This is a genomic window from Rahnella sp. PAMC25617 (assembly GCF_050606005.1).
Lineage (GTDB): Bacteria > Pseudomonadota > Gammaproteobacteria > Enterobacterales > Enterobacteriaceae > Rahnella > Rahnella variigena.
In genome coordinates this window covers 83,508-108,679 of sequence record NZ_JBOCUM010000007.1, presented here as the reverse complement: position 1 = coordinate 108,679, position 25,172 = coordinate 83,508, and the positions used below count along the sequence as shown (strand labels likewise).

At 52.4% G+C, this 25,172-nt stretch carries 21 protein-coding genes and 1 pseudogene; 13 read left to right on the top strand and 9 right to left on the bottom strand.

The features are described from left to right. Window positions 1–378: 378 nt before the first annotated feature. The 8 genes and pseudogenes from putP (at window position 379) to phoH (ending at window position 8,344) form a co-directional block, all read left to right on the top strand. Window positions 379–1,863 carry a sodium/proline symporter PutP gene (gene putP / locus ACM615_RS11395; RefSeq protein ID WP_132963931.1) on the top strand — a complete coding sequence of 495 codons (1,485 nt, stop codon included), beginning with the start codon at window positions 379–381 and terminating at the stop codon, window positions 1,861–1,863. 310 nt (window positions 1,864–2,173) lie between these two features. Then, window positions 2,174–3,025 carry an iron uptake transporter permease EfeU gene (gene efeU, locus ACM615_RS11390; protein WP_112287884.1) on the top strand — a complete coding sequence of 284 codons (852 nt, stop codon included), beginning with the start codon at window positions 2,174–2,176 and terminating at the stop codon, window positions 3,023–3,025. 44 nt (window positions 3,026–3,069) lie between these two features. Further along, the gene (gene efeO / locus ACM615_RS11385) at window positions 3,070–4,197 is read left to right on the top strand and encodes an iron uptake system protein EfeO (RefSeq protein WP_165353144.1); all 1,128 of its coding nucleotides are present in this window, start codon (window positions 3,070–3,072) and stop codon (window positions 4,195–4,197) included. Between the two features lie 52 nt (window positions 4,198–4,249). Continuing rightward, window positions 4,250–5,545, top strand: coding sequence for an iron uptake transporter deferrochelatase/peroxidase subunit (gene efeB / locus ACM615_RS11380; RefSeq protein ID WP_129638709.1), 1,296 nt, complete (start codon window positions 4,250–4,252; stop codon window positions 5,543–5,545). Window positions 5,546–5,682: 137 nt separating this feature from the next. After that, window positions 5,683–6,048 (top strand): annotated as a pseudogene (locus ACM615_RS11375) (AMIN domain-containing protein); the annotation flags it as partial. Beyond that, the gene (locus ACM615_RS11370) at window positions 6,043–6,873 is read left to right on the top strand and encodes an N-acetylmuramoyl-L-alanine amidase (RefSeq protein ID WP_431011912.1); all 831 of its coding nucleotides are present in this window, start codon (window positions 6,043–6,045) and stop codon (window positions 6,871–6,873) included. The pseudogene ACM615_RS11375 and the gene ACM615_RS11370, both read left to right, overlap by 6 nt. Window positions 6,874–7,078: 205 nt before the next feature. Further along, window positions 7,079–7,492 carry a hypothetical protein gene (locus ACM615_RS11365; RefSeq protein ID WP_431011907.1) on the top strand — a complete coding sequence of 138 codons (414 nt, stop codon included), beginning with the start codon at window positions 7,079–7,081 and terminating at the stop codon, window positions 7,490–7,492. A 63-nt stretch (window positions 7,493–7,555) separates the two neighbouring features. Continuing rightward, complete coding sequence (phoH, locus tag ACM615_RS11360; RefSeq protein ID WP_112289210.1) at window positions 7,556–8,344, top strand: phosphate starvation-inducible protein PhoH; 789 nt, start codon at window positions 7,556–7,558, stop codon at window positions 8,342–8,344. Between the two features lie 74 nt (window positions 8,345–8,418). Here phoH and ACM615_RS11355 read toward each other — a convergent pair whose 3' ends face one another. From ACM615_RS11355 to ACM615_RS11340, 4 genes are read right to left on the bottom strand one after another with little or no spacing between them, the layout of a single operon-like run. Then, the gene (locus ACM615_RS11355; RefSeq protein WP_431011906.1) at window positions 8,419–9,264 is read right to left on the bottom strand and encodes an amino acid ABC transporter ATP-binding protein; all 846 of its coding nucleotides are present in this window, start codon (window positions 9,262–9,264) and stop codon (window positions 8,419–8,421) included. A gap of 12 nt (window positions 9,265–9,276) precedes the next feature. After that, on the bottom strand, window positions 9,277–10,194 hold the full coding sequence (locus ACM615_RS11350; RefSeq protein WP_159282097.1) for an amino acid ABC transporter permease: 918 nt from the start codon (window positions 10,192–10,194) through the stop codon (window positions 9,277–9,279). A gap of 27 nt (window positions 10,195–10,221) precedes the next feature. Continuing rightward, window positions 10,222–10,725, bottom strand: coding sequence for a GNAT family N-acetyltransferase (locus ACM615_RS11345; RefSeq protein WP_112289212.1), 504 nt, complete (start codon window positions 10,723–10,725; stop codon window positions 10,222–10,224). 15 nt (window positions 10,726–10,740) lie between these two features. Continuing rightward, window positions 10,741–11,670 carry an ABC transporter substrate-binding protein gene (locus tag ACM615_RS11340; protein WP_181955548.1) on the bottom strand — a complete coding sequence of 310 codons (930 nt, stop codon included), beginning with the start codon at window positions 11,668–11,670 and terminating at the stop codon, window positions 10,741–10,743. Window positions 11,671–12,034: 364 nt separating this feature from the next. On the opposite strand from ACM615_RS11340, the gene ispG reads away from it, so the two are divergent. After that, window positions 12,035–13,156, top strand: coding sequence for a flavodoxin-dependent (E)-4-hydroxy-3-methylbut-2-enyl-diphosphate synthase (gene ispG, locus ACM615_RS11335; protein ID WP_112289214.1), 1,122 nt, complete (start codon window positions 12,035–12,037; stop codon window positions 13,154–13,156). A gap of 172 nt (window positions 13,157–13,328) precedes the next feature. Here ispG and ACM615_RS11330 read toward each other — a convergent pair whose 3' ends face one another. Further along, window positions 13,329–14,546: a M20 peptidase aminoacylase family protein gene (locus ACM615_RS11330; protein ID WP_431011905.1), complete on the bottom strand. Its 1,218-nt coding sequence runs from the start codon at window positions 14,544–14,546 to the stop codon at window positions 13,329–13,331. A 250-nt stretch (window positions 14,547–14,796) separates the two neighbouring features. Between ACM615_RS11330 and ACM615_RS11325 the strand changes: the two genes are divergently transcribed. The 4 genes from ACM615_RS11325 to ACM615_RS11310 all read left to right on the top strand — a co-directional run bounded on the left by ACM615_RS11325 (window position 14,797) and on the right by ACM615_RS11310 (window position 19,448). Beyond that, entirely contained in the window at window positions 14,797–15,783 is a 987-nt protein-coding gene (locus ACM615_RS11325) for an MsnO8 family LLM class oxidoreductase (protein ID WP_431011904.1), read from the top strand. 9 nt (window positions 15,784–15,792) lie between these two features. Further along, window positions 15,793–17,148, top strand: coding sequence for an LLM class flavin-dependent oxidoreductase (locus ACM615_RS11320; RefSeq protein WP_129638714.1), 1,356 nt, complete (start codon window positions 15,793–15,795; stop codon window positions 17,146–17,148). 153 nt (window positions 17,149–17,301) lie between these two features. Continuing rightward, window positions 17,302–18,279: an oxidoreductase gene (locus ACM615_RS11315; RefSeq protein ID WP_431011903.1), complete on the top strand. Its 978-nt coding sequence runs from the start codon at window positions 17,302–17,304 to the stop codon at window positions 18,277–18,279. 197 nt (window positions 18,280–18,476) lie between these two features. Beyond that, window positions 18,477–19,448 carry a chemotaxis protein gene (locus ACM615_RS11310; protein WP_120163458.1) on the top strand — a complete coding sequence of 324 codons (972 nt, stop codon included), beginning with the start codon at window positions 18,477–18,479 and terminating at the stop codon, window positions 19,446–19,448. Between the two features lie 62 nt (window positions 19,449–19,510). Here ACM615_RS11310 and ACM615_RS11305 read toward each other — a convergent pair whose 3' ends face one another. From ACM615_RS11305 to ACM615_RS11290, 4 genes are all read right to left on the bottom strand, one after another. Continuing rightward, window positions 19,511–19,924: a hypothetical protein gene (locus ACM615_RS11305; protein ID WP_129638716.1), complete on the bottom strand. Its 414-nt coding sequence runs from the start codon at window positions 19,922–19,924 to the stop codon at window positions 19,511–19,513. 242 nt (window positions 19,925–20,166) lie between these two features. Beyond that, complete coding sequence (locus ACM615_RS11300; RefSeq protein ID WP_431011902.1) at window positions 20,167–21,588, bottom strand: hypothetical protein; 1,422 nt, start codon at window positions 21,586–21,588, stop codon at window positions 20,167–20,169. Continuing rightward, window positions 21,572–23,494, bottom strand: coding sequence for a hypothetical protein (locus tag ACM615_RS11295; RefSeq protein ID WP_431011901.1), 1,923 nt, complete (start codon window positions 23,492–23,494; stop codon window positions 21,572–21,574). The genes ACM615_RS11300 and ACM615_RS11295 overlap by 17 nt, the downstream gene beginning before the upstream one ends. A gap of 10 nt (window positions 23,495–23,504) precedes the next feature. After that, entirely contained in the window at window positions 23,505–25,166 is a 1,662-nt protein-coding gene (locus tag ACM615_RS11290) for a hypothetical protein (protein ID WP_431011900.1), read from the bottom strand. Between the last annotated feature and the right edge of the window lie 6 nt (window positions 25,167–25,172).

The following is a 25,172-nucleotide window of genomic DNA, read 5'->3' as shown; positions in this document are numbered from 1 at the left end:
TCTGGAAAAGCCTGTCTGACTGATATCACGCTAATCAGAAGGGATGCAGCGGGTGCAACTTACGCAGTTGCAACGTGCAACCCGGATACAAAATAACTGTGATGGAGAGTGAATTTTAAGTATCGAAATTGTTAAAACAATTGAAAAGTCGTTGCCGCTGAACCAGTATCCGGCACGACAGGATTTTTGAATAACAACCCTACTTAAGACGCTGACTAATGACGCGTAACGATAAAAATATGGAGAGTAATGCTGAAACCTTTGCCGGTTTCAGCCATCATCTCGCCCCGGCAGGCTTTTGACAGTCTTTCATAAGAAGGGCGTCATGACAGACAGGTGCCGGACAACATCGCAAATAAGAAGAAAGTGGAGAATGGAATGACAATGAACACACCGATGCTGGTGACGTTTTGTGTTTATATTTTCGGGATGATTTTGATAGGGCTCATCGCGTATTTACGAACCAAAAACTTTGATGATTATATTCTGGGTGGACGCAGTTTAGGCAGCGTGGTCACGGCGCTTTCAGCCGGGGCTTCTGATATGAGCGGCTGGCTGTTAATGGGGTTACCGGGCGCGATTTTTATTTCCGGAATTTCCGAAAGCTGGATTGCGATTGGTCTGACGATCGGCGCGTATCTGAACTGGAAACTGGTGGCGGGGCGCTTACGTGTGCATACCGAAGCCAACAACAACGCACTGACGTTGCCGGATTACTTCACCCATCGTTTTGAAGATTCCAGCAAGCTACTGCGTATTATCTCGGCGATCGTGATTTTGGTGTTCTTCACCATTTATTGCGCTTCCGGCATCGTGGCCGGTGCGCGTCTGTTTGAAAGCACCTTTGGCATGACGTATCAGACGGCGCTGTGGGCCGGTGCGGCAGCGACCATCATTTATACCTTTATCGGCGGTTTTCTGGCGGTCAGCTGGACAGATACCGTCCAGGCCAGCCTGATGATTTTCGCGCTGATCCTCACGCCGGTGATCGTTATCCTCGCCGTGGGCGGCATTGATACCTCGATGATGGTGATCAAGGCCAAAAACCCTGAGTACACCGATATGTTTAAGGGCATGAATCTGGTGGCGATTTTGTCACTGCTGGGCTGGGGACTGGGCTATTTTGGTCAGCCGCACATTCTGGCGCGTTTCATGGCCGCCGATTCACATCACACTATCCGCAGCGCACGTCGCATCAGTATGACCTGGATGATTCTGTGTCTGGCAGGCACCATCGCGGTGGGTTTCTTCGGGATTGCGTACTTCAGCAATAATCCGGGCGAAGCGGGCAACGTGACGCAAAACGGTGAGCGCGTATTCATCGAGCTGGCGAAAATCCTGTTCAACCCGTGGATTGCCGGTATCTTGCTGTCCGCCATTCTGGCGGCGGTGATGAGTACCCTGAGCTGCCAGCTGCTGGTATGTTCGAGTGCGATCACCGAAGACTTGTACAAAGCGTTCCTGCGTAAGGGCGCGAGTCAGCGTGAACTGGTGTGGATTGGTCGTCTGATGGTGCTGGTTGTTGCGCTGGTGGCGATTGCGCTGGCTGCCAATCCTGAAAACCGGGTGCTGGGTCTGGTGAGCTACGCGTGGGCCGGTTTCGGTGCGGCGTTTGGTCCGGTTATCCTGATTTCGGTGATGTGGAAACGCATGACGCGTAACGGCGCGCTCGCGGGCATGATCGTCGGTGCGGTCACGGTTATCTTGTGGAAACAATATGGCTGGGCTGAACTGTACGAAATCATTCCGGGCTTTATCTTTGCTTCGCTGGCTATCTGGATTGTCAGCCTGATGGGACGCAAACCTTCTGCTGCGGTGGAAGAGCGTTTCACGACGGCAGAAGCAGAATACAACACCATTTAATACGCGGCCTTTTTAGCCGTAACGCTTTTTTTGCCCTCACAACAACGAGAAACGGGGTCATCTGACCCCGTTTCTCTGACTCTCCCGCCACACTTTTCCCCATACTTCTCACCACGTGTTTCACCAGGCGTTTCATTAAAGAAAGTCCCGCTCTGTCATTTCATGCGCATTTCCTCGGACGCCTGCAAAAAAGGGTCGGTTACCTCTTGTATTTCTTTTGGCAAGAATGATAATCACTATCGTTTCTTTTTACTTTTCTTTACAGAGCCCTTACAGTTTTTGCCGATTCATGGGGTCAGGAGTTATCGCTATGTTCGTTCCGTTTCTCATTATGTTTCGCGAAGGGCTGGAAGCGGCGCTGATTGTCAGCCTGATCGCCAGCTATTTAAAACGGACGCAACGCGGGCAGTGGCTCGGTGTGGTCTGGATTGGCGTGTTCGTTGCTGCGGCGTTATGTCTGGCGCTGGGTCTGTTCATCAACGCCACCACCGGTGAATTTCCGCAAAAGCAGCAGGAATTATTTGAAGGCATCGTTGCCGTGGTCGCGGTATGCATTCTGACTTACATGGTGTTCTGGATGCGCAAAGTGTCGCGTTCCATCAAGGTGCATCTGGAAGGCGCGATTGATAACGCGCTCAGTTCCGGGCGCGGGCAGGGCTGGGCGCTGGTGGCGATGGTGTTCTTTGCCGTCGCGCGTGAAGGCCTGGAATCGGTGTTTTTCCTGCTGGCGGCTTTCCAGCAAGACGTAGGAATAGCCGCACCCATCGGCGCCATGCTGGGGCTGGGCGCGGCCATCGTGCTGGGTTTCCTCATCTACTACGGTGGTGTGAAACTGCATCTGGCAAAATTTTTCAAATGGACCAGCCTGTTTATCCTCTTCGTTGCGGCCGGTCTGGCGGCAGGTGCGATCCGCGCATTCCACGAAGCGGGATTGTGGAACGGTTTGCAGGACATTGCATTTGATTTGAGCAATACGCTCTCCACGCATTCCCTGTTCGGCACCTTGCTGGAAGGGATGTTTGGTTATCAGGAAGCGCCAAGTGTGAGCGAAGTGCTGGTCTATTTCCTGTACCTGATCCCGGCGCTGTTCTTCTTTTTTATGCCTCAGGGAAAATCCTCTGTGGCCGCCGCGGCCTCTGCCGGGCAAAAAACACCACGTTGATTTCATCTATTTTTCATCACCTTGCCTTTGCCATGGAGTTGTACATGCCACATTTTCGCCGTAAAGCTTTACAGATTGCACTGCTGTCTCTGCCGGCTTTTGCGCTGAGCGCAAACGTACTGGCAGCCGACGTTCGTCAGGTCAAAATTACTGTGAATGATAAACAGTGTGAACCGATGGCGCTCAGCGTCCCGGCCGGTAAAACACAGTTTGTTATCCACAACGACAGCCAGAAAAACCTGGAATGGGAAATTCTGAAAGGCGTGATGGTGGTGGAAGAGCGTGAAAACGTCGCGCCGGGCTTCACTCAGAAAATGACTGCCAATCTGGAGCCGGGCGAATATGACATGACCTGCGGCCTGCTGAGCAATCCGAAGGGCAAACTGACCGTGACCGCAGAAGGCGCGGCGGCTTCCGCTAAACCGGACGCGATGGCGCTGGTCGGGCCGATTGCAGAATATAAAGTGTATGTGACTCAGCAGGTTGGCGAACTGGTTTCCCACACCAAAGCGTTCACCGATGCCATTAAGAAAGGCGACCTGGCGAAAGCGCAGTCCCTGTATGCATCCACCCGCGTTTACTATGAGCGCATCGAGCCTATCGCGGAATTGTTCTCAGATCTGGACGGCAGCATTGATGCCCGTGAAGACGATTTCGAGAAAAAAGCGGAAGATCCAAACTTCACCGGTTTCCACCGTCTGGAGAAAATCCTCTTCGCAGATAAAACCACCAAAGGCGCGGAGCCTTTTGCTGACAAGCTGTATACCGACACGGTTGATCTGCAAAAACGTATCACTGACCTGACCTTCCCGCCGAGTAAAGTGGTCGGCGGTGCAGCAGGGCTTATCGAAGAAGTGGCAGCCAGCAAAATCAGCGGTGAAGAAGATCGTTACAGCCGCACCGACCTGTGGGACTTCCGCGCTAACCTCGACGGCGCGCAGAAAATCGTAAACCTGCTGCGTCCGCTGCTGGAAAAAGCCGACAAGCCGCTGCTGGATAAAATCGACGCGAACTTCAAAACTGTCGATTCCCTGCTGGATAAATACAAAACCAAAGACGGTTACGAGAACTACGAAAAACTGTCAGATGCCGACCGTAACGCCATGAAAGGCCCGATCACCACGCTGGCCGAAGATCTGGCTAAACTGCGCGGTGTGCTTGGTTTAGATTGATAAGAACTTCTCCCCCTTTGCAGGGGGAGAAGTGTTTTCCCGAGGCATAGCAATGAGTCACAAAAACAATAATCAGGACGACATTTCTTCTTCACGCCGCAGCTTGTTAAAAGGCGTGGGATTGTTAGGCGGGGCATTTGCCCTGGGCGGCGCAGCGACTGCGCAGGCTGAGAAAGCACCCGGAGCAAAAAAAGAATACACGCCAGGCACCGTTTCCCCCGACGAGCGTTGGGGCAAGCAACCGTATTATGGCGAACATCAGGCGGGGATTTTAACGCCGCAGCAGGCCTCGATGATGCTGGTGTCCTTTGACGTGCTGGCCACCAACAAAGCCGATCTGGAGCGTTTATTCCGTCTGCTGGATTCACGTTTTGCATTTCTGACCACCGGCGGCACCGCGCCGTCACTGGATCCGAAATTCCCGCCGATGGATTCCGGAGTGATGGGCGCTGAAATTTATCCCGATAACCTGACCATGACATTGTCCGTCGGCGAATCGCTGTTTGATGAACGCTTTGGACTGGCAGCGCATAAACCACTGAAATTAAGCCGCATGACGCGTTTTCCGAATGATTCCCTCGATGCGAAACTTTGTCACGGTGACCTGTCATTGCAAATCTGCGCCAACAACAGCGATACCGTGGTTCACGCGTTGCGCGACATCATCAAATACACGCCGGATTTGCTCAGCGTGCGCTGGCGTCGTGACGGCTTTATCTCTTCTCATGCCGCGCGCAGTCAGGGTAAAGAGACGCCGATTAACCTGCTGGGCTTTAAAGACGGCACGGCCAATCCGGATTCAAAAGACAAGCCGCTGATGGATAAAGCCATCTGGGTGACGCCAGATCAGGCTGAGCCAGCCTGGACAACGGGTGGCAGCTATCAGGTGACACGTCTGATCCCGTTCAAAGTGGAATTCTGGGACCGCACGCCGTTGCAGGAACAGCAATCCATTTTTGGTCGCCATAAAGCCACCGGCGCGCCACTGGGCATGGAAAAAGAGCACGATGTGCCGGATTACACCAAAGACCCTGACGGTAAAGTGATCCCGCTCGACGCGCATATCAGGCTGGCCAATCCGCGCACTAAAGAAACCGACGACAATCTGATGCTGCGTCGTGGTTACAGCTATTCGCTGGGCGTGACCAATTCCGGCCAGCTGGAAATGGGGCTGATTTTTGTCTGTTATCAGCATGATCTTGAGAAAGGGTTCCTGACGGTGCAAAAACGCCTGAACGGTGAAGCGCTGGAAGAATACATCCGTCCCAATGGCGGCGGTTTCTTCTTCACGCTGCCGGGCAATAAAGATGAAAGTCACTACCTCGGACAATCTTTGATCGAAGCATAATTGAGCTCCTCCCGCTGAGAAGGGGGAGGAACTCAATCCTGAAATGCTTTTTACGCCTGGTTACGCAATTCACGACCTGTTAATACTCCGCTTAATTCCTGAAAATCTCAGTAATGTCATGATGATAAATCGCGTAAATGATTTATCACGATGCCAGTTCTGAGATTGCTATGACCATCAACCATTCCCGCAGAAAACTGCTGATTTTCGGTATCGGGCTGTCGCTGACGGCGCCGCGGCTTTACGCTGCTCAAAAAGCGGTACGCATCACCATGACGTCGGATGCCAGTCAGATCCACGTTGAATTACCCGCAGCCGATAAGCGTTGTCGCGTGTTTATACTCAGCGCGCCGGAGCGGGTGGTGATCGACATGCCGGTGACGTCTTTCCCGCCAGAACTGGAACATGCGCTGACCGTAGTGCGGCAGAAATTCCCGTGGGTGGCAGAAGGGCGTCTTGCCCATTTCAGCCCGGACGTGGCGCGTATTGTATTGCAGGTGAAGGGTAAACCAGTGATTACGCGCAGTACTGAGAATGGCGTGCTGAAAGTCTCGATCACAGAACAGAATGCCGCGCAGAATTTGCCGCAGGTAATCCCCGTCACCACCACCACGCCGCGCGCAGAGAAACCGCTGCTGGTGATGATCGATCCCGGTCACGGCGGTAAGGATCCGGGTGCGATCGGCAATGAAGGCACTTACGAAAAACACGTGGTGTTGCACATCGCCAGACGGTTGCAAACGTTGCTGGATAAACAGCACGGTATTCATGCAGTGCTGACGCGTCAGGACGACGTATTTATCCCGCTGTATCACCGCGTCAGTCTGGCGCATCAGCACCAGGCGGACCTGTTTATTTCCATCCACGCCGACGGGTTTACTAACGATCAGGTGTCGGGCGCGTCGGTTTTTGCCCTGTCAGAGCACGGCGCAGGCAGCGCGATGGCGCGGTATTTATCGCAAAGTGAAAACAGCGCAGACGTGCTGTACGACAACGATTTTAAGACAGACGATCAATATCTTAAAGAAACGCTGTTTGATCTCGACCAGCACGAAACCATTCATCGCAGCATGAATTTTGGCACGCATCTGGCGGCGAATATCGTCAAAGTCCATCACATGCACAGCCCGCATCCGGAGCAGGCAGGTTTTGCGGTTTTAAAATCTCCACGCATTCCCTCGGTGCTGGTGGAGACCTCTTTCATCACCAATAAACAGGAAGAAAAACTGCTCGGCGAACCGGTCTTTCAGGAGAAAATGGCCCGTGCGCTGGCAGATGGCATTAACAGTTACTTCATCAATGAAAAGAAAAACAATCTGCTGACCTGAGTAAAATTCAGCGTGCTTGCGGAGGATCTGAAAAAGATCCGCGTGATCCTATTGACGCCAGCCACAAACTTTTTTACATTTTGGTAACGCAAATATTTCAGCTGTCATTATACTGAAATTATAAAGTGATAGTTTTTAAGATGTACAAGACAGGTTTTCACAAGGTGTACGGCAGGTGCCGTTAATAACACTGCGGGGAGCGCGAATGGTAAAGTCCATGTTTGGGCTGGTGAACGAAAATAACATGCTTCACTGCCTGACTCGTTGTTGTCGCTTAAATGCAAACGAGGGCAAGGCCACCGTCTCTCCAATATTGACGTCATCATTTTCAGTTTATTCCTGCCGCTTTTTACAACAATCATCATTCACGCAACCTCAACCCTGTTCTTTAAATGACCCCTCAATTGTTGATAAAAATGATGTGAATATCACTGGCTTTTATCCTGGATATCTCATTTTATGGGTCAGCGGTTTGTCATTATTGACGACATTGGCAATGCCTCCTCGTGAACAGAAAACAACCAGGAGATTATTATCCAATCGCTTTGGTTTATTTTCCTCTTCACGTTATTCATTGGCTCTACTTGGTCTAAAAGGAGACCAAAACCTCATTTGTTAGTGAAACATAATCGTGCGGGCATTATGCCTTAGCGTTAAGTGAATCAAACTGTAAGGTGCCACTATGGGAAGACAGAAAGCAGTGATCAAAGCTCGTCGTGAAGCAAAACGTGTTATTCGTAATGATTCACGCAGTCACCGCCAGCGCGAGGAAGAGTCTGTGACGTCACTGGTACAGATGGGCGGTTTGGAATCGATCGGAATGGCTCGCGACAGTCGCGATACTTCCGTCATCGAAGCGCGTACTGAAGCTCAAGGTCATTACTTATCAGCCATAGAGAATAAGCAGTTAATTTTTGCCACCGGCGAAGCGGGCTGCGGCAAAACATTTATCAGCGCTGCGAAAGCGGCAGAGGCATTAATTCATAAAGAAATCGACAGAATTATAGTGACACGTCCGGTATTGCAGGCCGATGAAGATCTCGGTTTCTTACCCGGCGATATTTCTGAGAAGTTCGCGCCTTATTTCCGTCCGGTTTACGACATCTTATTACGTCGACTGGGTTCATCATTCCTGCAATATTGCTTGCGACCGGAAATAGGCAAAGTTGAAATTGCGCCATTCGCTTATATGCGCGGGCGAACTTTTGAAAATGCAGTGGTTATTCTGGATGAAGCCCAGAATGTCACGGCCAGTCAGATGAAAATGTTCCTGACCCGTCTCGGTGAAAACGTGACGGTGATCGTTAACGGTGATATTACCCAGTGCGATTTACCACGTGGCGTAGTATCGGGTCTCAGCGATGCAATGTCCCGCTTCGAAGAAGACGAGATGGTTGGCATCATTCAGTTTGGCAAAGAGGATTGCGTGCGTTCAGAACTGTGTAAACATACGCTGCACGCGTACTCTTAATTCCTCCCTCATTTCTGTAAAAAGCCCGGCGACTGTCCGGGCTTTCATCTTTTCACATCACCAGCAACCCGTATTTACAGCACTTTTTTCAGAAACCTGCGGGTACGCGCATGACGTGGACGGTCGAGCACCTGCGCCGCGCTGCCGGTTTCCACTACTGCGCCATCCACCATAAACACCACCTGATCGGCCACCTGACGCGCAAAGCCTATTTCATGCGTCACTACCACCAGCGTGACGCCTGACTGCGCCAGTTTTTTGATCACGTCCAGCACCTCGCCGACCAGTTCGGGATCCAGCGCTGATGTGGGTTCATCAAATAACATCACTTTCGGATTGAGTGCCAGCGCGCGGGCAATGGCGATGCGTTGTTGCTGTCCGCCTGACAGATGGCGCGGCCATGCCAGTGCTTTTTCACGCAGGCCGACGGTGTCGAGCAATTCATACGCACGGGCGATGGCCTGTTTGCGGCTCAGCAATCCGTGAACCACCGGCGCTTCGATAATGTTATCCAGCACGGTCATGTGCGGGAATAAATTGAAATTCTGGAACACATACCCGACGTGAGTACGTTGCTTGAGAATGGCGCGTTCTTTCAGTTCATACAGCGTGTCGCCTTTGCGCCGGTAACCAATGTAATCGCCATCAATCTGGATAAAACCTTCATCAACCCGTTCCAGATGATTAATGGTGCGCAGCAGGGTGGATTTTCCCGAGCCGGAAGGGCCGAGGATCACCGTCACCGTACCCGGTTCGATGCTCAGACTGACGTTATCCAGCGCCTTGTGTGCGCCGTAATATTTACTCAGATTGCTGATGTCGATGCGCCCGACGGTCGCACTGTGCGGTTTAGGCACAAATTGCCGTTCTGCGGGAGCATCTGCCGGGCGGTTAACGAATAAATCAAAGGCTTCGGACATAGGATTTTCCCTTTATTGAGGACGGGCAACGCGCCACTGACGCAGACGCTGCAACGGAGTCGGCGCGACCTGACGCACGGTGCCGCGGGAGAAATAACGTTCGACGTAATACTGCAATACAGACAGCACGGTGGTGATCAGCAGATACCAGATCGTCGCCACCATCAGCAACGGAATGACCTGCTGCGTGCGGTTGTAAATCACCTGCACGGTATAAAACAGTTCCGGCATCGACAGCACATAAACAATCGACGTGCCTTTCGCCAGGCTGATCACTTCATTAAATCCGGTCGGGAGAATGGAGCGCAGCGCCTGCGGCAAAATAATGCGGAAGGTGCGACGGTAAGCCGGTAATCCCAGCGCGGCGGCGGCTTCATGCTGCCCGTGCTCAACGCCTAAAATCCCGCCACGGATAATTTCTGCGGTATAGGCAGACTGCACCAGCGAAAGGCCGAGAACGGCAACCGAAAACTGATCCAGCAAATCCACCGTCGGGGTGCTGAAAAAGGATATTGTGGTGAACGGAATGCCCAGTGACAGGTTGTCGTACAGATAGGAAAAGTTGTAGAGGATGATTAATACCAGCAACAGCGGCAATGAGCGGAACAGCCAGATATAGCCCCAGGCCAGCGCATTCAGCAGATAAGATTTCGACAGGCGGGCGAGGGCGAGAGCCGTGCCGAAAATGACGCCAAACAGGGTGCCCAGCAGGGTGAGTAACAGCGTCTTGCCCAGACCCGATAAAATCACCGGATCAAAAAACCATTGCCTGAACACGCCCCATTCCCAGCGGGAATTTGTCGCAATCGACTGAATAATCCCGAGCAGAATAAACGCCGAAAAGACGGCACCGGCCAGCCGCCACGGATAACGCGCCGGCACCACTTTCAGCGGGGGATGATTCACAGATGAAGGGGCATTTTCGCTCATAGTCTTTCTCTTTCTGTTTGCTGCTGATTACGACACCGGAACGTCGGCGGTCAGTTTCTTGGTAAACGGCAGACGACCGTCATAAGGAGGCCGGGAATAGACTTCCGGATCCAGTCGCGTATCGAACTGCGGCTGATAACCGTGAGATAAGTACAACCCGACCGCTTCCGGCTGGCGGAAACCGGTGGTGAGAAACACCTGCCGATAACCGTAAGCGGCAGCGCGGCGCTCCAGTTCATGCAATATTTTCTGTGCCAGCCCCTGACGGCGCAGCGAGCGGTGCGTCCAGATGCGTTTCAGCTCGGCGGTTTCGGCGTCGTATCGCTTATACGCGCCCATCGCAATGGGCGCTCCGTTTCTTAGCAGAACAATAAATGCGCCGTCGGGCCGGGCGAACACGCTGTCATCTTCAGGTTCTTTGCTGGCAAAATAGTCGCCGTAACGTTCACGGTATTCGCCGAATAAACCCTGAATCACCGGCGCAATCAGCGGATCTTCCGCTACGGTCTGGATAAATACGTCTTCGCTCATCGTGGCGTCCTCTGATTAATCGCCCAGTCCCGGCGGGTTAATTTCTGAATGGTCGATCTTCTCAACGCTTTCACCCCAGCGATCCAGCACTTTGATATAAGCCCCGCTGGCAATGGCGCTGTTCAGCGACGCCTGCACGGCATCCACCAGTCCGTTACCTTTTTTCAGCGTCACCGCGATATTGGCGGTTTTCGGCCAGCCGCCCGGCACCGTGCCGACCAGTTTGGTTTTGCCGGTCAGCAGTGCTTTATACGCACCGGTGACGTTAGGCCCAAAAGTGGCATCAGCGCGACCGGACTGGATCGCCAGCGTGGCAGCGGCGTCATCGGTGACATATTGCGGTTTCAGTGCCGGTAATCCCTTGGCCTGATTCTCTTTGTCCCAGGCCAGCAACACGGCTTCCTGATTGGTGCCGGAACCGACGATGATGCGTTTACCGGCGATATCCGGCGCGGAAGTAATGGATGTGATTTTGCTGTCGCTTTTCACGTAAAAGCCCAGCGTGTCCTGACGATAGGTCGCGAAATCAAACTTGGTTTTGCGATCTTTAGTGACGGTGATGTTGTAGATGGCAGCGTCGTATTTCCCCGACGTCACGCCCAGCGGCCAGTCTTCCCATGAAGCCGGCACCACTTTGAGTTTCAGGCCTAAACCGTCCGCCACCAGACGGGCGATATCGGCTTCGCTGCCGATCACGGTTTTGTTATCGCGGGCATACAGCCCGAACGGCGGGGCGCTCCCAAGAACCGCCAGTGCAACGGTCAGGGTGCCCGGTTCGACAAACTTAAAGTTTGCCGGGATTTTTGCCACGGCTTCCGGGCTTTTCGGCGTATTAATGGGGGTTTCATTGGCAATCAGATCAATTCCCGGCGCGGCGTATGCCGCTGATGAAAAACTTAATATTGCCGCGATGGCGGTGGCTGTGATGGTTGCGCTATGTTTCATCATTATTATTTTTACCCTGCATTCTTATTTTAAGGGGTGATGACCGTGAGGTGACGCTTTCACTATTCCCGAGTGTTACAGGGATGTAAAACAACAAAATTAAATAATCAAAGAGATAAAATAGAAATGCCATACGCAAAGGGCTTCGACGAAACATAAGTGATAAAGGCCAGCAACATTATTGATACCTTTTGGGGTGAGTTTTTCAAAAATGAAAAATAAAGAGGCACATGTTATTTTTGAGATTCACCTTAAAATATTCACATTTATCGGTGTATGGGGATCCCCTGAAGCACGTAGAATAAACTTTCATTTGGAAGTGATTTTTTAAGTTTCCCTGATTTTTATTTATAAGGATATATCCATGAGCGATGCTCAAAAAAGTCCAATCGTAAGACGTAAATCAACATTACTTTATGTGGGCAAAGTGCCTGTTGGCGGAGATTCGCCAATAACGGTACAGTCAATGACGAATACCAATACGAACGACGTGAATGCCACGGTGAGTCAGATTAATGCTCTTGAAAAAGCAGGCGCAGACATTGTTCGTGTATCAGTCCCAACTATGGATGCGGCGGAAGCATTCAGAATGATTAAGGAACAGGTGAATGTTCCCCTGATCGCAGATATTCATTTTGATTATCGGATAGCGTTGCAGGTTGCAAAATACGGTGCTGATTGCCTGAGAATAAATCCCGGTAATATTGGTAATGAAGCCCGTATTCGCTCGGTCGTTGACTGCGCACGTGACAAAAATATCCCCATTCGCATCGGCATCAATGGCGGTTCACTGGAAAAAGATATTCAGGAAAAGTATGGCGAACCCACACCGGAAGCCTTGCTGGAGTCTGCGATGCGTCACGTAGATATTCTGGACCGCCTGAATTTTGATATGTTTAAAATCAGTGTAAAAGCGTCAGATGTTTTTCTGGCGGTACAGTCATACCGTTTGCTGGCGGCACAAATTGTTCAACCTCTGCATCTGGGGATCACTGAAGCAGGCGGATTGCGCAGTGGTTCCGTAAAATCGGCGATTGGACTGGGCATGCTGCTGTCAGAGGGGATTGGCGATACTCTGCGTGTCTCTCTCGCCGCTGATCCTGTCGAAGAAGTGAAGGTAGGATTCGATATTTTAAAATCCCTGCGTATTCGCTCCCGTGGTATTAACTTTATAGCCTGTCCAACCTGTTCCCGGCAGGAATTTGATGTGATTAAAACCGTTAATGAACTGGAACAACGCCTTGAAGATATTACCCTTCCGATGGATGTGTCAATTATTGGGTGTGTCGTGAATGGTCCGGGTGAAGCATTGGTATCAACCTTAGGCGTTGCCGGCGGTCATAATAAAAGCAGTTTTTATGAAGGAGGCGTACGTCAGAAAGAACGTTTTGACAACGATAAAATAATTGACCAGCTTGAAAGTAAAATACGTGCCAGAGTCGCGATGATGAATCATAAAAACCATATTGATATGGTAAATGGATAATCCCAATAAAATTCGCAATGTTAATATTTAGATAACATTGATTTTACCGACGGGCAGTCCTGTTACTGACAAATTTATAAATATTACAGATTTCATTTAAGCCTTTCTTTTAAGTCAAAGAGGTAAACGCCCGGAATAGCCGGGCGTATCTTCGCCAATATACGAACAGACTTTATTTTTCCCTGGTTAATTCATCCAGTGCTTTTTCAGCCAGTTGCTGGAAATATTCTGCCGCCGGATAAATAGCCGATTCGTCGGGATTAAATTGCGGATGATGCAAACCGAAATCACTGGCGGAGCCGATGCTGACAAACGCACCCGGTACATGATGCAGGTAAAACGCAAAATCCTCACCGCCCATTTGTGCCTGCGCGACTTCGGTTTTATAGCCAAATTCATCCGCTGCTTTCAGGCTGAACTCGGCCCAGCGCGGCGTATTGACTACTGCCGGTGGCCCGCCAAACCAGTGCAATTCGGCTTTTGCGCCCAGCGCGTCTGCGACACCTGCGATGACTTTGCGGATGCGCTGCGGAATTTGCTCACGGATTTCGCTGTTGTGCGTGCGAACCGTGCCTTCGAGTTCGACGGTTTGTGGTAGCACGTTCCAGGTATTGCCGCCTTCAATGCGTGTAACGCTGACCACCGCCGCCTCCTGCGCGCTGACATTGCGGCTGACCACCGTTTGCAGCGCGGTCACGATGTGGCTGGCGGTGACGATACTGTCGACGCCTTCTTCCGGATGCGCGGCGTGCGCGCCTTTGCCGGTCACGGTTATCTGGAAGCGGTCAACATTGGCGTAAAACGCGCCGCCTTTGGTGGAGAAGGTGCCGACCGGCAATTCAGGCGCATTGTGCAGACCAAAAATAGCATCCACGTTTTCCAGCGCACCGGCTTTTATCAGCTGCGACGCGCCGCCGAACCGTTCTTCCGCTGGCTGGAAAAACAACCGCACGCGGCCCGGAAGCTGGTCTTCACGCGCTTTAAGCAGATGGGCGGCACCCAGAATAACCGAGGTATGGAAGTCGTGTCCGCAGGCGTGCATTACGCCGGGCTGTTGTGAACTGAACGGCACGCCGGACGTTTCTTCAATCGGCAGGGCATCGATGTCACCGCGTAACGCCACCACCGGGCCGTGTTCAGGGCCGATTTCCGCCACCACGCCGGTTTTCAACCCGAGGGATAAAATGCGGATCCCGGCGGCATTCAGCCACTGAGTAATTTTTTGCGTGGTGACAAACTCCTGATTGGATAATTCCGGATGCTGATGTAATTCATGGCGCCAGGCGATGAGTTGTTCTTCTAATCCTGATGGATTGTCTGCTGATGAAATGTTTGCTGATGAATTGTCAGGTGCGATGTTTTTCGTGTCTTCGGCAAGTGAAATGCTCATGGCGAAATAACCTTATTGTCTGAAAAGGATTGTTAATTGTCTGAAAATGATTGTTACCCGGATGTAGCGGTTCATTTCATGCTAGCCAGAGCGAGGGAAATAACTAAATACTCAGTCGCTATAATTTATAGTCATTTTGCACACACGATTGCATAGCAAATTACTGACTATAGAAACGTGTTTTTATTATTTAGCTTTGGTCGTATTTCATGGAACTCTTTTTGTCACAATGAATAAAAGGGATGCCCAGGTGAATTACCGACTGAGTTTATTAGATCAAAGCCCGATCAACGACGGGCAGACAGCGGCGCAGGCACTGGAAGCGACGCTCACATTCGCGCTAAAAGCCGAAGCGCTGGGTTATCACCGCCTGTGGGTTTCTGAACATCACGACACCGAAAGGCTGGCAGGCAGCTCGCCGGAAGTGCTGATTGCCTGGCTGCTGGCGCGTACATCCCGGCTGCGGATCGGTTCAGGCGGCGTGATGTTGCAACATTACAGCCCGTATAAAGTGGCCGAGAATTTCCATCTGCTGGCCTCGCTGGCGCCGGATCGCGTGGATATCGGCATTGGCAAAGCGCCCGGCGGATTGCCGCTTTCTACCAAAGCCCTGCGCGGTCATACACCGGCAGATTCAGCACCCGGATTTCCCGCGCAGTTACAGCAACTGACGCATTATCTCACTCATCTTGATGACCATCTGGCTGGCACGGAAGCCCGTGCATTGCCGCGTCCGCCGGTCAGTCCGCAACGATTTCTGCTGGGTGCCAGCCCGGAAAGCGCGCGGCTGGCCGCATCGCTCGGCTGGAATTTTGTGTTCGCCGGTTTTATCAATACTTCGGAACAGGTGATGACAGAATCCGTGCTGGCCTTTCACGAATATTCTGCCGGACAGGGGCACGCGCTGGTCAGTCTGGCGGTGCTGGCAGCAGAAACCCGCGAACGGGCGGAAGCGCTGGTGGCTGAGCAACATAATTTTCGGGTCACGGTGGGCGACCGGCACGTTACGGTCGGCACGCGCGAACAGGCGGAGGCCTTTGTGCAACAGGCGGGCGCAACGCACTACCAGATTGAGCAGCAGAAGCTCAGCGTGTTGCACGGCACGCCCGGCGATATCCATCAGCAACTGCGCGATATTCAGCGCCGTCTTTGCGTGAATGAATTTGTGATCCACACCCCACTGACAGATGCCGCGGTGCGTCTGAAGTCCATCGAATTGCTGGCGGGCCAGCATTAAGGAGTTTTCATGAGCCATTCAAGTCATTCAGGCAATTCAAAAAGTATAAAGCTGGGTCTGATGCTGCACGGTGCGGGCGGACATATGAATTCATGGCGACATGAAAAAGCGCCTGCGGATGCCAGTGTGAACTTTCCCTATTTCCGCGATTTAGCCTTGCGCGCTGAAGCCGCAGGATTTGATTTTCTGTTTGTCGCCGACGGTCTGCACATCAACGAAAAATCGCTGCCGCACTTTCTGAACCGTTTCGAGCCGGTGGCGCTGCTGTCGGCGCTGGCATCAGCCACGCACAGCATTGGTCTGGCGGGCACCATTTCAACCTCTTACAGCGACCCGTTCACCGTGGCGCGTCAGCTGGCGTCCATCGACAATATCAGTCAGGGACGTGCGGGCTGGAATGTGGTGACGTCGCCGCTGGCCGGTTCCGCGAAAAATTTCGGCAAAGATCATCCTGAACACGCGCTGAGATATCAGATTGCGGAAGAATATATCAATGTGGTGCAGGGGCTGTGGGATTCATGGGAAGACGGCGCGTTTGTGCGTGACCGTGAAAGCGGCGTGTTTTTTGATGCGGCGAAGCTGCACAAACTGAATCATCAGGGGCAATTCTTCTCGGTGGAAGGGCCGCTGAATATTCAGCGTTCGCCGCAGGGACAGCCGGTGATTTTCCAGGCCGGTGCGTCTGATGCCGGTATCGCGCTGGCAGGCAAATCTGCCGATGCGGTGTTCACTAACGCCCGTACGCTGGAAGAGGCGCAGGAATACGCCGCGAAATTGCAGGCGCAGGTCGCGAAAAATGGCCGTCATCCGGTCGGGATTTTCCCCGGCATCAGCCCGATAGTCGGCAAAACCGAAGAAGAGGCTGAGGCAAAATATCAGTATCTGCTTTCCCTGCTTTCGCTCGATGACGCGCTGGCGTATCTGGGACGCTTCTTCGATCATCATGATTTCAGCCAGTATCCGCCGGACGGGCCGTTCCCGGAACTGGGTGATTTAGGACAAAACACCTTCCGTTCGACCACCGACAGCATCAAGAAACTGGCGCGGGAAGAGAACCTCACGCTGCGGGAAATCGCCTATCAGACCACGCTGCCGCGCGGTGAATTCTTCGGTACGCCGGAACAGGTGGCTGACCGGCTGATCCGCTGGGTGGAAGAGGGCGGTGCCAGCGGCTTTATCATCAGCGGGCCGGTGCTGACGGAAGCGCTGGACGATATCACCCGGCTGGTTCTGCCGGTGCTGGCGGCGCGGGGTTACTGGCATCCGTCAGAGGCGCAAACCCTGCGCGAGCGGCTGGATATTCCTTTTAAAACTAACCGTTACAGCGTGCAGGAAACCCGCCGCGAGGCAGTAAACGAAAAATAGTTACAACATACTAAAGCTTTTAACTGAGCCCGCTCCGGTAGCCCCGAGCGGGCTTTTTGCTTTGCAGGGATCGGCGGGGGTTGTCTCACAGAAAAAAGGGGCGTAGGTTTCGACAAAACCATAAGAAATCTTTGAACTGATAAAGGAAATGAAATGAAAGCATTGGTTCTCGAACAACAAGACAAAGCCACTCTGGCCGAAGTGAAAGACATCGCACTGCCGGAAATGGCCGCGGGCGACGTGCTGGTGGATATCAGCTGGTCAGGGCTCAATTACAAAGATGCGCTGGCAATCACCGGTAAAGGCAAAATCATCCGCCAGTTCCCGATGGTGCCGGGCATTGATTTCACCGGCCATGTAAAACGCAGTAACGATCCGCGATATTCAGCGGGACAAGCGGTGATCCTCACCGGCTGGGGCGTGGGCGAAAACCACTGGGGCGGACTGGCAGAACAGGCCTGCGTCAAAGGCGACTGGCTGGTCGCACTGCCTGAAACGCTGCCTGCACGCAATGCGATGATCATCGGCACCGCCGGTTTCACCGCCATGTTATGCGTGATGGCGCTCGAAGACGCAGGCGTGACGCCGGAAAGCGGCACCGTGCTGGTGACCGGTGCCAGCGGTGGCGTCGGCAGCACCGCCGTGGCACTGCTGCATACCCTCGGTTACACTGTCACGTCCGTGACGGGACGTGAATCCACGCATGATTACCTGCGCAAACTGGGTGCCAGCGAAATTCTGTCCCGCGATGAGTTTGCCGAAACCCGTCCGCTGGAAAAACAGCTGTGGGCCGGTGCCATCGATACCGTCGGTGACAAAGTGCTGGCTAAAGTGCTGGCACAAACCAATTACGGCGGCTGCGTGGCGGCCTGCGGTCTGGCGGGGGGCTTTGGTCTTCCAACCACTGTGATGCCGTTTATTCTGCGTAACGTGCGTTTACAGGGCGTGGATTCAGTTTCTGTGCCCGCTGAACACCGTGCGGCGGTGTGGGAACGTCTGGCGAGTACGCTGCCGGAAAGCTTCTATCAGCAGGCTGCGACGGAGATTACGCTGGAGCAGGCACCGGCGTATGCCGAAGATTTTCTGAATAATAAAATTCAGGGCAGAACGCTGGTGAAAATAGGCGGTTAACCTTGTTCAGCCCCGGCATTTTCACGATGCCGGGGTGTTTCTCCGCTCAATTTTCCCGCCGCGCTAAAGAATTTCCCCAAACCAGCCGATAAATACAACGTCCCTCTGAGACAAAAAGAGAACGGAATTCCTTATTTTCCGAACGACGCACAGCGCAAACACCGATAAAAACGAATAACGACAGGCATGGGGAAAGTATGGATAATTTTCAGAAAGAAATTGATGAGAGAACAAATCTCACTTCATCAAACCGGTTTGAGCTTTTGCTGTTCCGTCTTGGAACCTCGCCGGAAGACGAACAATCTGAACTCTTTGGTATCAACGTCTTTAAATTGCGCGAAATCGTGCCGATGCCGGCACTGACCAAAGCCGCAGGCATGTCATCGCCGATGATGGGCATGGCGAATATTCGCGGTGAAATTATTCCGGTGATTGATTTGCCCGCGGTGGTCGGCTGCGTGCCGAAAACCGGGCTGAACATTTTGCTGGTCACGGAATATGCCCGCAGCACGCAGGCGTTTGCTGTGGAATCCGTGGACGATATCGTGCGTCTCGAATGGAGTCAGGTGCTGGCTGCCGAATCCGGCGTCAAGAGCCGCAACATCACCAGTATCGCGCGTCTGGATAGCGATAAATCCAGCACCCGTCTGGCGCTGGTACTCGACGTCGAGCAGATCCTGCATGACATCATTCCGAACAGCAATATCGATATGGACAAGAAGAAAACCAGCGCGTTCAAACTGAAACCGGGCACGGTGGCGATTGTCGCGGAAGACTCGAAAGTCGCGCGTCAGATGCTGGAAAAAGGCCTGAACATGATGGAGATCCCGGCACAGATGCACGTGACCGGTCTCGAAGCCTGGAATAAAATCCGCAAACTGGCCGAAGAGTGCAAAGCAGAAGGGCTGCCAATCGCCGATAAAATTTCCTTCGTTCTTACCGATCTGGAAATGCCGGAAATGGACGGTTTTACGCTGACGCTCAATATCAAGCGTGATGAATTCCTGAAAAATATTCCGGTGATTATCCACTCCTCATTATCCGGCAGCGCCAACGAAGATCACGTGCGCAAAGTCGGTGCCGACGGGTATGTGGCTAAATTCGAAATTAACGAGCTGGAAGCGGCGATCCATAAAGCGCTGGATGCGAAGAAGATTGCGCACGTTTAATTTTATGAAAAATTGATTTATAAAAACCCCGCCTTATGTTGAGCGGGGTTTTTATTATTTACTTATTGAAGCGCAAACATTTGCCATGCACCTTTAATATTCTTCAGTTCAATATTACTGATCAGACAATGGTTAGGGCTATTTGGCAGCGGATCGGTGGAGACGGTGGCATTTTTATTCACCAGTGTGGACGCGTTTGTTCCACCTGCCTGCTTCAGGCCGGCCGGATGACCGGGATCTGTCGCAATTAAGGCTTCGACCTTGGCCTTATCAACGCCGGAAACGGTTTTCGTACAGAGTGCTGAAACGTTTTGTAATCTACCCGGATAACCATCCTGAGTGGCGTAATTCGCATCCGTATTGGCGGCACCGTAACGGACAACCAGCGCGCCTTTAGGCACATCATTCACTTTCGCGAAACCTTGTGCGGATACCAACATACCTGCGGCAATAACGAACATATAGTTGTGTTTCATCAGAACCTCGATAACAGAGTGTTTTTGTGGTGACGATGCAGAATGTCTGCATTGTCATTTCTCATAAATTGGATACAGACAGATTACAAAACTGAATATTCTCTGAACGTTAAACGTTACGTAACAGGGTTACCGTCGTGAGTTTTACGTCAGCTTTTTCGCATAGGCATGACTCCTGAGTGAGCTGTTATTAACAGGTTTTCAAATTTCCGCTTTTTTACCCGCATATCTGCCGGAGAAATTCACGGGACATAAATAATCTCAAAAGTTGAGGTTTGGTTATTAAGGTCCGTTTTACTGCCGTCAACGTAGCGGATTTGCAGATCGTATTTATAAACCGTCTTTTTATCCGGATGGAGGATGAGGTCAATAACCGGAACTTTCACCGTGACCTGATGGTCCGGACTGGCTTCATTTAACTCAAAGGTCTGGTTGCTGATATTGACCAGCATACGGGCGATAGGTCGCGGTCCGGATGAACTGTAAGCTTTCGGATCACTTTTAAAGGTCAGCGTATTGGAGATATCTACCGGTGCCGACTGGGTAATAAAATCGAGCGGTTTATCTTTGTATTTGTCGTCTAACGCAATTTTCATCGGCAGTTTGTCAGGATTAAATCCCGTGAACTGAACCTCTACTTCCCCTTTGAGTAACAGGCTTTGCTGAGATTTAGAAAACAGCGCATCCCAGATTGTCACAAACTGACTGACGGGCAGGGTGAATGAATCGGCAATCCCGCTTTGCAGGTTGATCAGCGCATTTTTCTCCTCCGTCTTGCCTGCGGGCAGTTCAAGCTGCAACGCCAGCGTATCGGCGTTGGCAAACGGCACCAGTTTGCCGTCTGACTGTTTTTGCAAAAACTGATCCCTGGCATTGGCGATGCGATCCTGATTAACCTTCGGCAGTAAAAAATAATCCAGCGACACGGTAACCTGATCCAGGCTGGTGGCGTTTTCCGGTGCTGAGAATGAAAACGACAGCATGGGTTTAAGGTCAGTGCCAATCCCCACCTCGAAGGTATCGGGCAGATAGTACAGGTAACTTTTCAGGACATAATCCTGATAATAGTTGTACGCCACGTTGTGATAAACCAGCGGCAGGAGCGTCAGTTGCAAGCGCGCGGGCGGCGGCAGAATACCCTGATAAATATACGGATAGTAGTTTTGTGCAAAGTAGAAAACTTTAGGGTCGGTAATGGTATTGATAATGCTGTGATCGGTGGTGATGGCAATCACCAGCGTGGTCTGCGCATCAAAATCCGACAGGGCGCGCAACAGGGCATCACGTTGAGCTAACTCATTCAGCTCCAGTTCCGCCTCATAGGTGTTGTCCGTTCCGGCTTTAAGCACTTTATCGAAGATCATCTCTTCGGGATTACCGAAGGTGCTGTAGCTCAGCACAACGTAGGGGATTTGAGGCACCTGGCGACTCAGCGTGAAATTCAGCATCATCTTCCAGCTTGTGCCGTCGGTGCTGGTGGCAATCTCGTAGCGTGTTTCTCCTGAAACGACTTCTGTGCAGACTTTGGCGGCCAGATCGTCCGCCTGCACGGCCTGTACCGCCCGATAGCGTACGTGCTTTTCGCTGATATCCGGAAATTGTTCGCGGGCGTTTTGCAGAATAATTTGGTTCAGCGTCACCAGGTTATTAAGAAATATATTCATCTTTTTCCTCAGCATATTCGGTTTGAGCCAGCGTTCTGAAGTGGTTCAGATTGGGTGACGTCCACAGGTATCGCCCGTCGTGCCGGCGGTAAAGCGGGCTTTCCGGCTGACCGGCAGGTAATTGCCAGCGGGCCAGTGCATTAATGACCGGCGTGAGCTGCGGAACACCGGCTTGTCTGGCGTAGATCAAGGTGGCGTGCCATTCGCCGGGATGGGCGTAATAAGGCGTCAGCAAACTGAGCCTGTCGAAGTCATCACCGCTCCATTGCACCGCCTGACTCAGCATGTTGAGAATGCGCGTGCAGGCAGGCGGCATGACACCGCCGTCGTCCGCCAGCGTTTGCAGCAAAATCAGCGCATTAGTGTTAACGCAGCAATCAAGCTGGCTGATGTCGTTGTCATCCTGCATCCAGGTATAAAAACTCTGACACTCCGCCCACTGGTGCTGTCCGGCCTTCAGACGGGGATCAACCTGTCGCACCTGATAACCGTTCATCTGCGCCAGCGTTTGCCTGACCTGCATCCGTGAGATGCGACCAAACTTATAAAGCAGCTCGGTGATGATGGCCGTGTCATCGATATCGGCGCAGATTTTCTGGTTCGCCATCCATTGGGGATGAGCGTCCGGCGGCCAGAAACTGAAGTGAGAAGGACGGATTTCGCAGGCAGTTAAAAAATCGAGCGCCTTTTCGATACACGCTGCCGTCTGCGGGGTGTATGCCAGCGTGCGTAAAACCTGCGCCGTGACAAACGCATTTTCATCCTGATGCCAGCGCCCGTCGGGTGTTCTGACATGTGCCGCAAAGGCACCGCTGGCGCACTGTTTCGCCAGCAGCGTTTTCAGACCGGGACTGCCGGGTTGCGCGGTGGAAGACGTCGGCTTTAACGGCAGGACGTTAAAACGCGAATTCTGCGGACTGAAGGTGCAACTGAGTCCGCTACGGCTTTGCCTGTCCACCGAAAACCCCACCACGTTGAACTGCACGGGAATTTCTGCGGTCATCACCTGCTGCAATAAAGGCAGGGTGTATTCGTTTTGCCGCAGCAACGCCTGTACGCCGGGAAATACCCGCGAGTTATCACCAAAGAAACTCGCGGCCATCACAAACAGCGTCACGCTTTCCGGCGCGCCATCCTGACCGCAGGACAGACTAAAACCGTAGGTGGTTGGCGGAAAAGTCTGTCCGTTCAGGGTTTGCGCCAGTGCCTGATCCAGTAAGGACGTCAGCGCCGGTAACAGGGATCCACATTCGAAAAAACGCATCACTGAGGCAATATCCGCGTGGGTGATGCGCGCGCTGTGCCACTGAAAATAATACTCACGCGGCGCATCAGCCTGCTGCGGGTAATAACCGACCATCAGTAATGACAAACCTGCCCGCCGGCAGGCAGCGGCAGAAAACTTTTCCACCGCGCCGGGCAAGCTGACTTGATCCAACGCGTCGCCACGCACTTCCGAATACACCTTGGTTTTCACCCCGTCAGGAGAATATTTTCGCCCCAGCCAGGAGCCAAACCGCAACGGCTGCGTGCTGCGACTTTGTATTTCCTCCATCGCGGCAAAACAGGCTTCAACGTTATCCTGCGGCGAACCGGCAACAATATGCTGCACATGCCGGGAGAAAGCCGCCATCCGGCGGTTTTCGGTAAAGCGCGGCAGAAAAGGATCCAGCGTGCAGGCCAGCGCCTGCGGTTTTGAGGTCGCGACCGTGAATTCCAGCGGGCAGCCGTTATAGGCCAGCAGGCTGGTATTGAATGCCGAAGACAAGCCACCGGAGGTCAGCCGCGCCTGAGTAAAACGGGCGATCTCCGGTGCCAGTGTTGCCCGCAAATGAGGCGCGGCGCGGCAAAGCGCGTCCACCAGGGCGTTCCATGCCACCGGGAGTACGGTATTGAGCTCGGTCATCGTCAGCCGCCTACGCCACAGCCGGAATAACGATGCCCGCCGGGTTTTCACTGCCTTCGAGCGTGGTTGTTTTACCGCCGACCAGGAAGTACGTAATCTTGTAATTAACCAGCCAGGGCTTCTCGGTCAGGCAGCGATATCTGAAGGTCTGCGGGTCTTTTTTATCCTCGCTGAAGGTGTACTTTTTGCTTTTTTTGCTCTGCTTGTCGTCGAGATAGGTCAGTTCGACGATCACCTGGTTACAGTTTTCCCACGAGAACGTCTTGTCGAGGCGAATTGAGATTTCGTTGAATGTCAGCACGGCGGCGGGGTCGAGGTTCAGCAAGGTTGAAGCCGATTGCGATGTTGGCTGGTAACTGCTGCTTCCTTCCCAGCCGGAGGTGGCGGCGGATTTGAAGACAAACTCACTCTGGATATCAAACAATTCGTTGACGTTGCTGCTGCGGGAAATGTTTTTGTTCCAGGTGCCGTCATCGGCGGTGAACGCCGGAGCGGTGTAAACCTGTTTGTTGTAACCGATTTTAAAAGTCGCGGCTTTAATGCCGTATTCATCAAAGCCGTCCGGCCCCAGCACGGTGAAATCAATTTTCTGGAAGAACGGATCGTTGACGTTGACTTCAATAAAGTAGGGCGCCTCTTTTTTGGCGTGCAGGATGTCGCTGCCAATAAAGTTTTGGGGCACGGCTGACTGGCTGATGGCTTTCGATGAGATGTAGTTAAAGTTCAGTGCTTTGGTTTCTTCGATGCGCACCATTTTTATCTCCAGCGAGCCGCTGGGGAACAGGCCACCTTTACCGCCTTCTTCTCCGTCTTCTTTCTTATCGCTGGCGATCAGAGAATCCAGAATGGAAGAACTGGCGGATTTTGCCTGGGTATTGCTGTCATCGTTGAGGCTGAGCGAGGCGGTGAAGAAGCTTTTGAGGATCTCTTCTTTGACGAACTGCAACGCCCATTCCTTTTCCTTTTCCGCCTGATCACCCGGCATACTTTCGGTGATTTTGATCACCAGTTTCTGATCCTGCTGCAACTTCTTGATGACGCTGTCAAAACCGAGCCAGAAACTGGCCGGTGTTTCTACCGGGATCGGAATGTTAGCGCCAAATTTAAGATCGAATTCTTTGTATAGGCTTTCAAATTTGGCTTCCACTTCCACCTTTAAGGCAGGCGTGATGCCGGTAAAACTCAGGTTGTAGGCTACCGCCGCCGGTGCCTGCGCCTGATTAAAGGCGGCTTCCAGAATGACCGCCTGTTCCGGTGTCAGTTTGGCGCTGAAGATGGCGCTGTTCTTGCCAAACAGGCTGGGGCTTTGCGCGCTGATCAGCTCGCCATTGGTGCCTTCTGCGCCCAGAACAAAGAAATTCACCGTGCCTTTATCGAAAGGAACCTGAGCCTTGCGGGGGTTCACCGGCTTAACCTTGAGCTTGCTGAGATATTCTTTAAATGCGCTGTCGAGCACATCTTCTTCAATGGACGTATCCACTTCAAAATTGATGTATCCGCCTTGCTGACCGCTGCCGTCACCGGTGTATTTGATCAATGAAAAGACCGGCTTTTTATCATTCTGCGCGATGTGAATGTCACCGGGTAAATACCAGAACTGTGAGTCATCAGAATCATCGGCAAAGAAGGTAATGTTATTGATGGTTTGGGTTCTTTCTCTGAGTAATAACATGGCGTT

Bases quoted from the DNA above. Each gene is read 5' to 3' on its own strand.
- putP (WP_132963931.1), top strand. From the start codon at position 379: ATGACAATGAACACACCGATGCTGGTGACGTTTTGTGTTTATATTTTC.
- efeO (WP_165353144.1), top strand. From the start codon at position 3,070: ATGCCACATTTTCGCCGTAAAGCTTTACAGATTGCACTGCTGTCTCTG.
- ACM615_RS11345 (WP_112289212.1), bottom strand. From the start codon at position 10,725: ATGAGCGAAGACGTATTTATCCAGACCGTAGCGGAAGATCCGCTGATT.
- ACM615_RS11315 (WP_431011903.1), top strand. From the start codon at position 17,302: ATGAAAGCATTGGTTCTCGAACAACAAGACAAAGCCACTCTGGCCGAA.
- ACM615_RS11330 (WP_431011905.1), bottom strand. From the start codon at position 14,546: ATGAGCATTTCACTTGCCGAAGACACGAAAAACATCGCACCTGACAAT.
- ACM615_RS11295 (WP_431011901.1), bottom strand. From the start codon at position 23,494: ATGACCGAGCTCAATACCGTACTCCCGGTGGCATGGAACGCCCTGGTG.
- ispG (WP_112289214.1), top strand. From the start codon at position 12,035: ATGAGCGATGCTCAAAAAAGTCCAATCGTAAGACGTAAATCAACATTA.
- ACM615_RS11290 (WP_431011900.1), bottom strand. From the start codon at position 25,166: ATGTTATTACTCAGAGAAAGAACCCAAACCATCAATAACATTACCTTC.
- ACM615_RS11310 (WP_120163458.1), top strand. From the start codon at position 18,477: ATGGATAATTTTCAGAAAGAAATTGATGAGAGAACAAATCTCACTTCA.
- ACM615_RS11305 (WP_129638716.1), bottom strand. From the start codon at position 19,924: ATGAAACACAACTATATGTTCGTTATTGCCGCAGGTATGTTGGTATCC.
- efeB (WP_129638709.1), top strand. From the start codon at position 4,250: ATGAGTCACAAAAACAATAATCAGGACGACATTTCTTCTTCACGCCGC.
- ACM615_RS11365 (WP_431011907.1), top strand. From the start codon at position 7,079: ATGGTAAAGTCCATGTTTGGGCTGGTGAACGAAAATAACATGCTTCAC.
- ACM615_RS11350 (WP_159282097.1), bottom strand. From the start codon at position 10,194: ATGAGCGAAAATGCCCCTTCATCTGTGAATCATCCCCCGCTGAAAGTG.
- ACM615_RS11355 (WP_431011906.1), bottom strand. From the start codon at position 9,264: ATGTCCGAAGCCTTTGATTTATTCGTTAACCGCCCGGCAGATGCTCCC.
- ACM615_RS11340 (WP_181955548.1), bottom strand. From the start codon at position 11,670: ATGAAACATAGCGCAACCATCACAGCCACCGCCATCGCGGCAATATTA.
- ACM615_RS11320 (WP_129638714.1), top strand. From the start codon at position 15,793: ATGAGCCATTCAAGTCATTCAGGCAATTCAAAAAGTATAAAGCTGGGT.
- phoH (WP_112289210.1), top strand. From the start codon at position 7,556: ATGGGAAGACAGAAAGCAGTGATCAAAGCTCGTCGTGAAGCAAAACGT.
- efeU (WP_112287884.1), top strand. From the start codon at position 2,174: ATGTTCGTTCCGTTTCTCATTATGTTTCGCGAAGGGCTGGAAGCGGCG.
- ACM615_RS11300 (WP_431011902.1), bottom strand. From the start codon at position 21,588: ATGAATATATTTCTTAATAACCTGGTGACGCTGAACCAAATTATTCTG.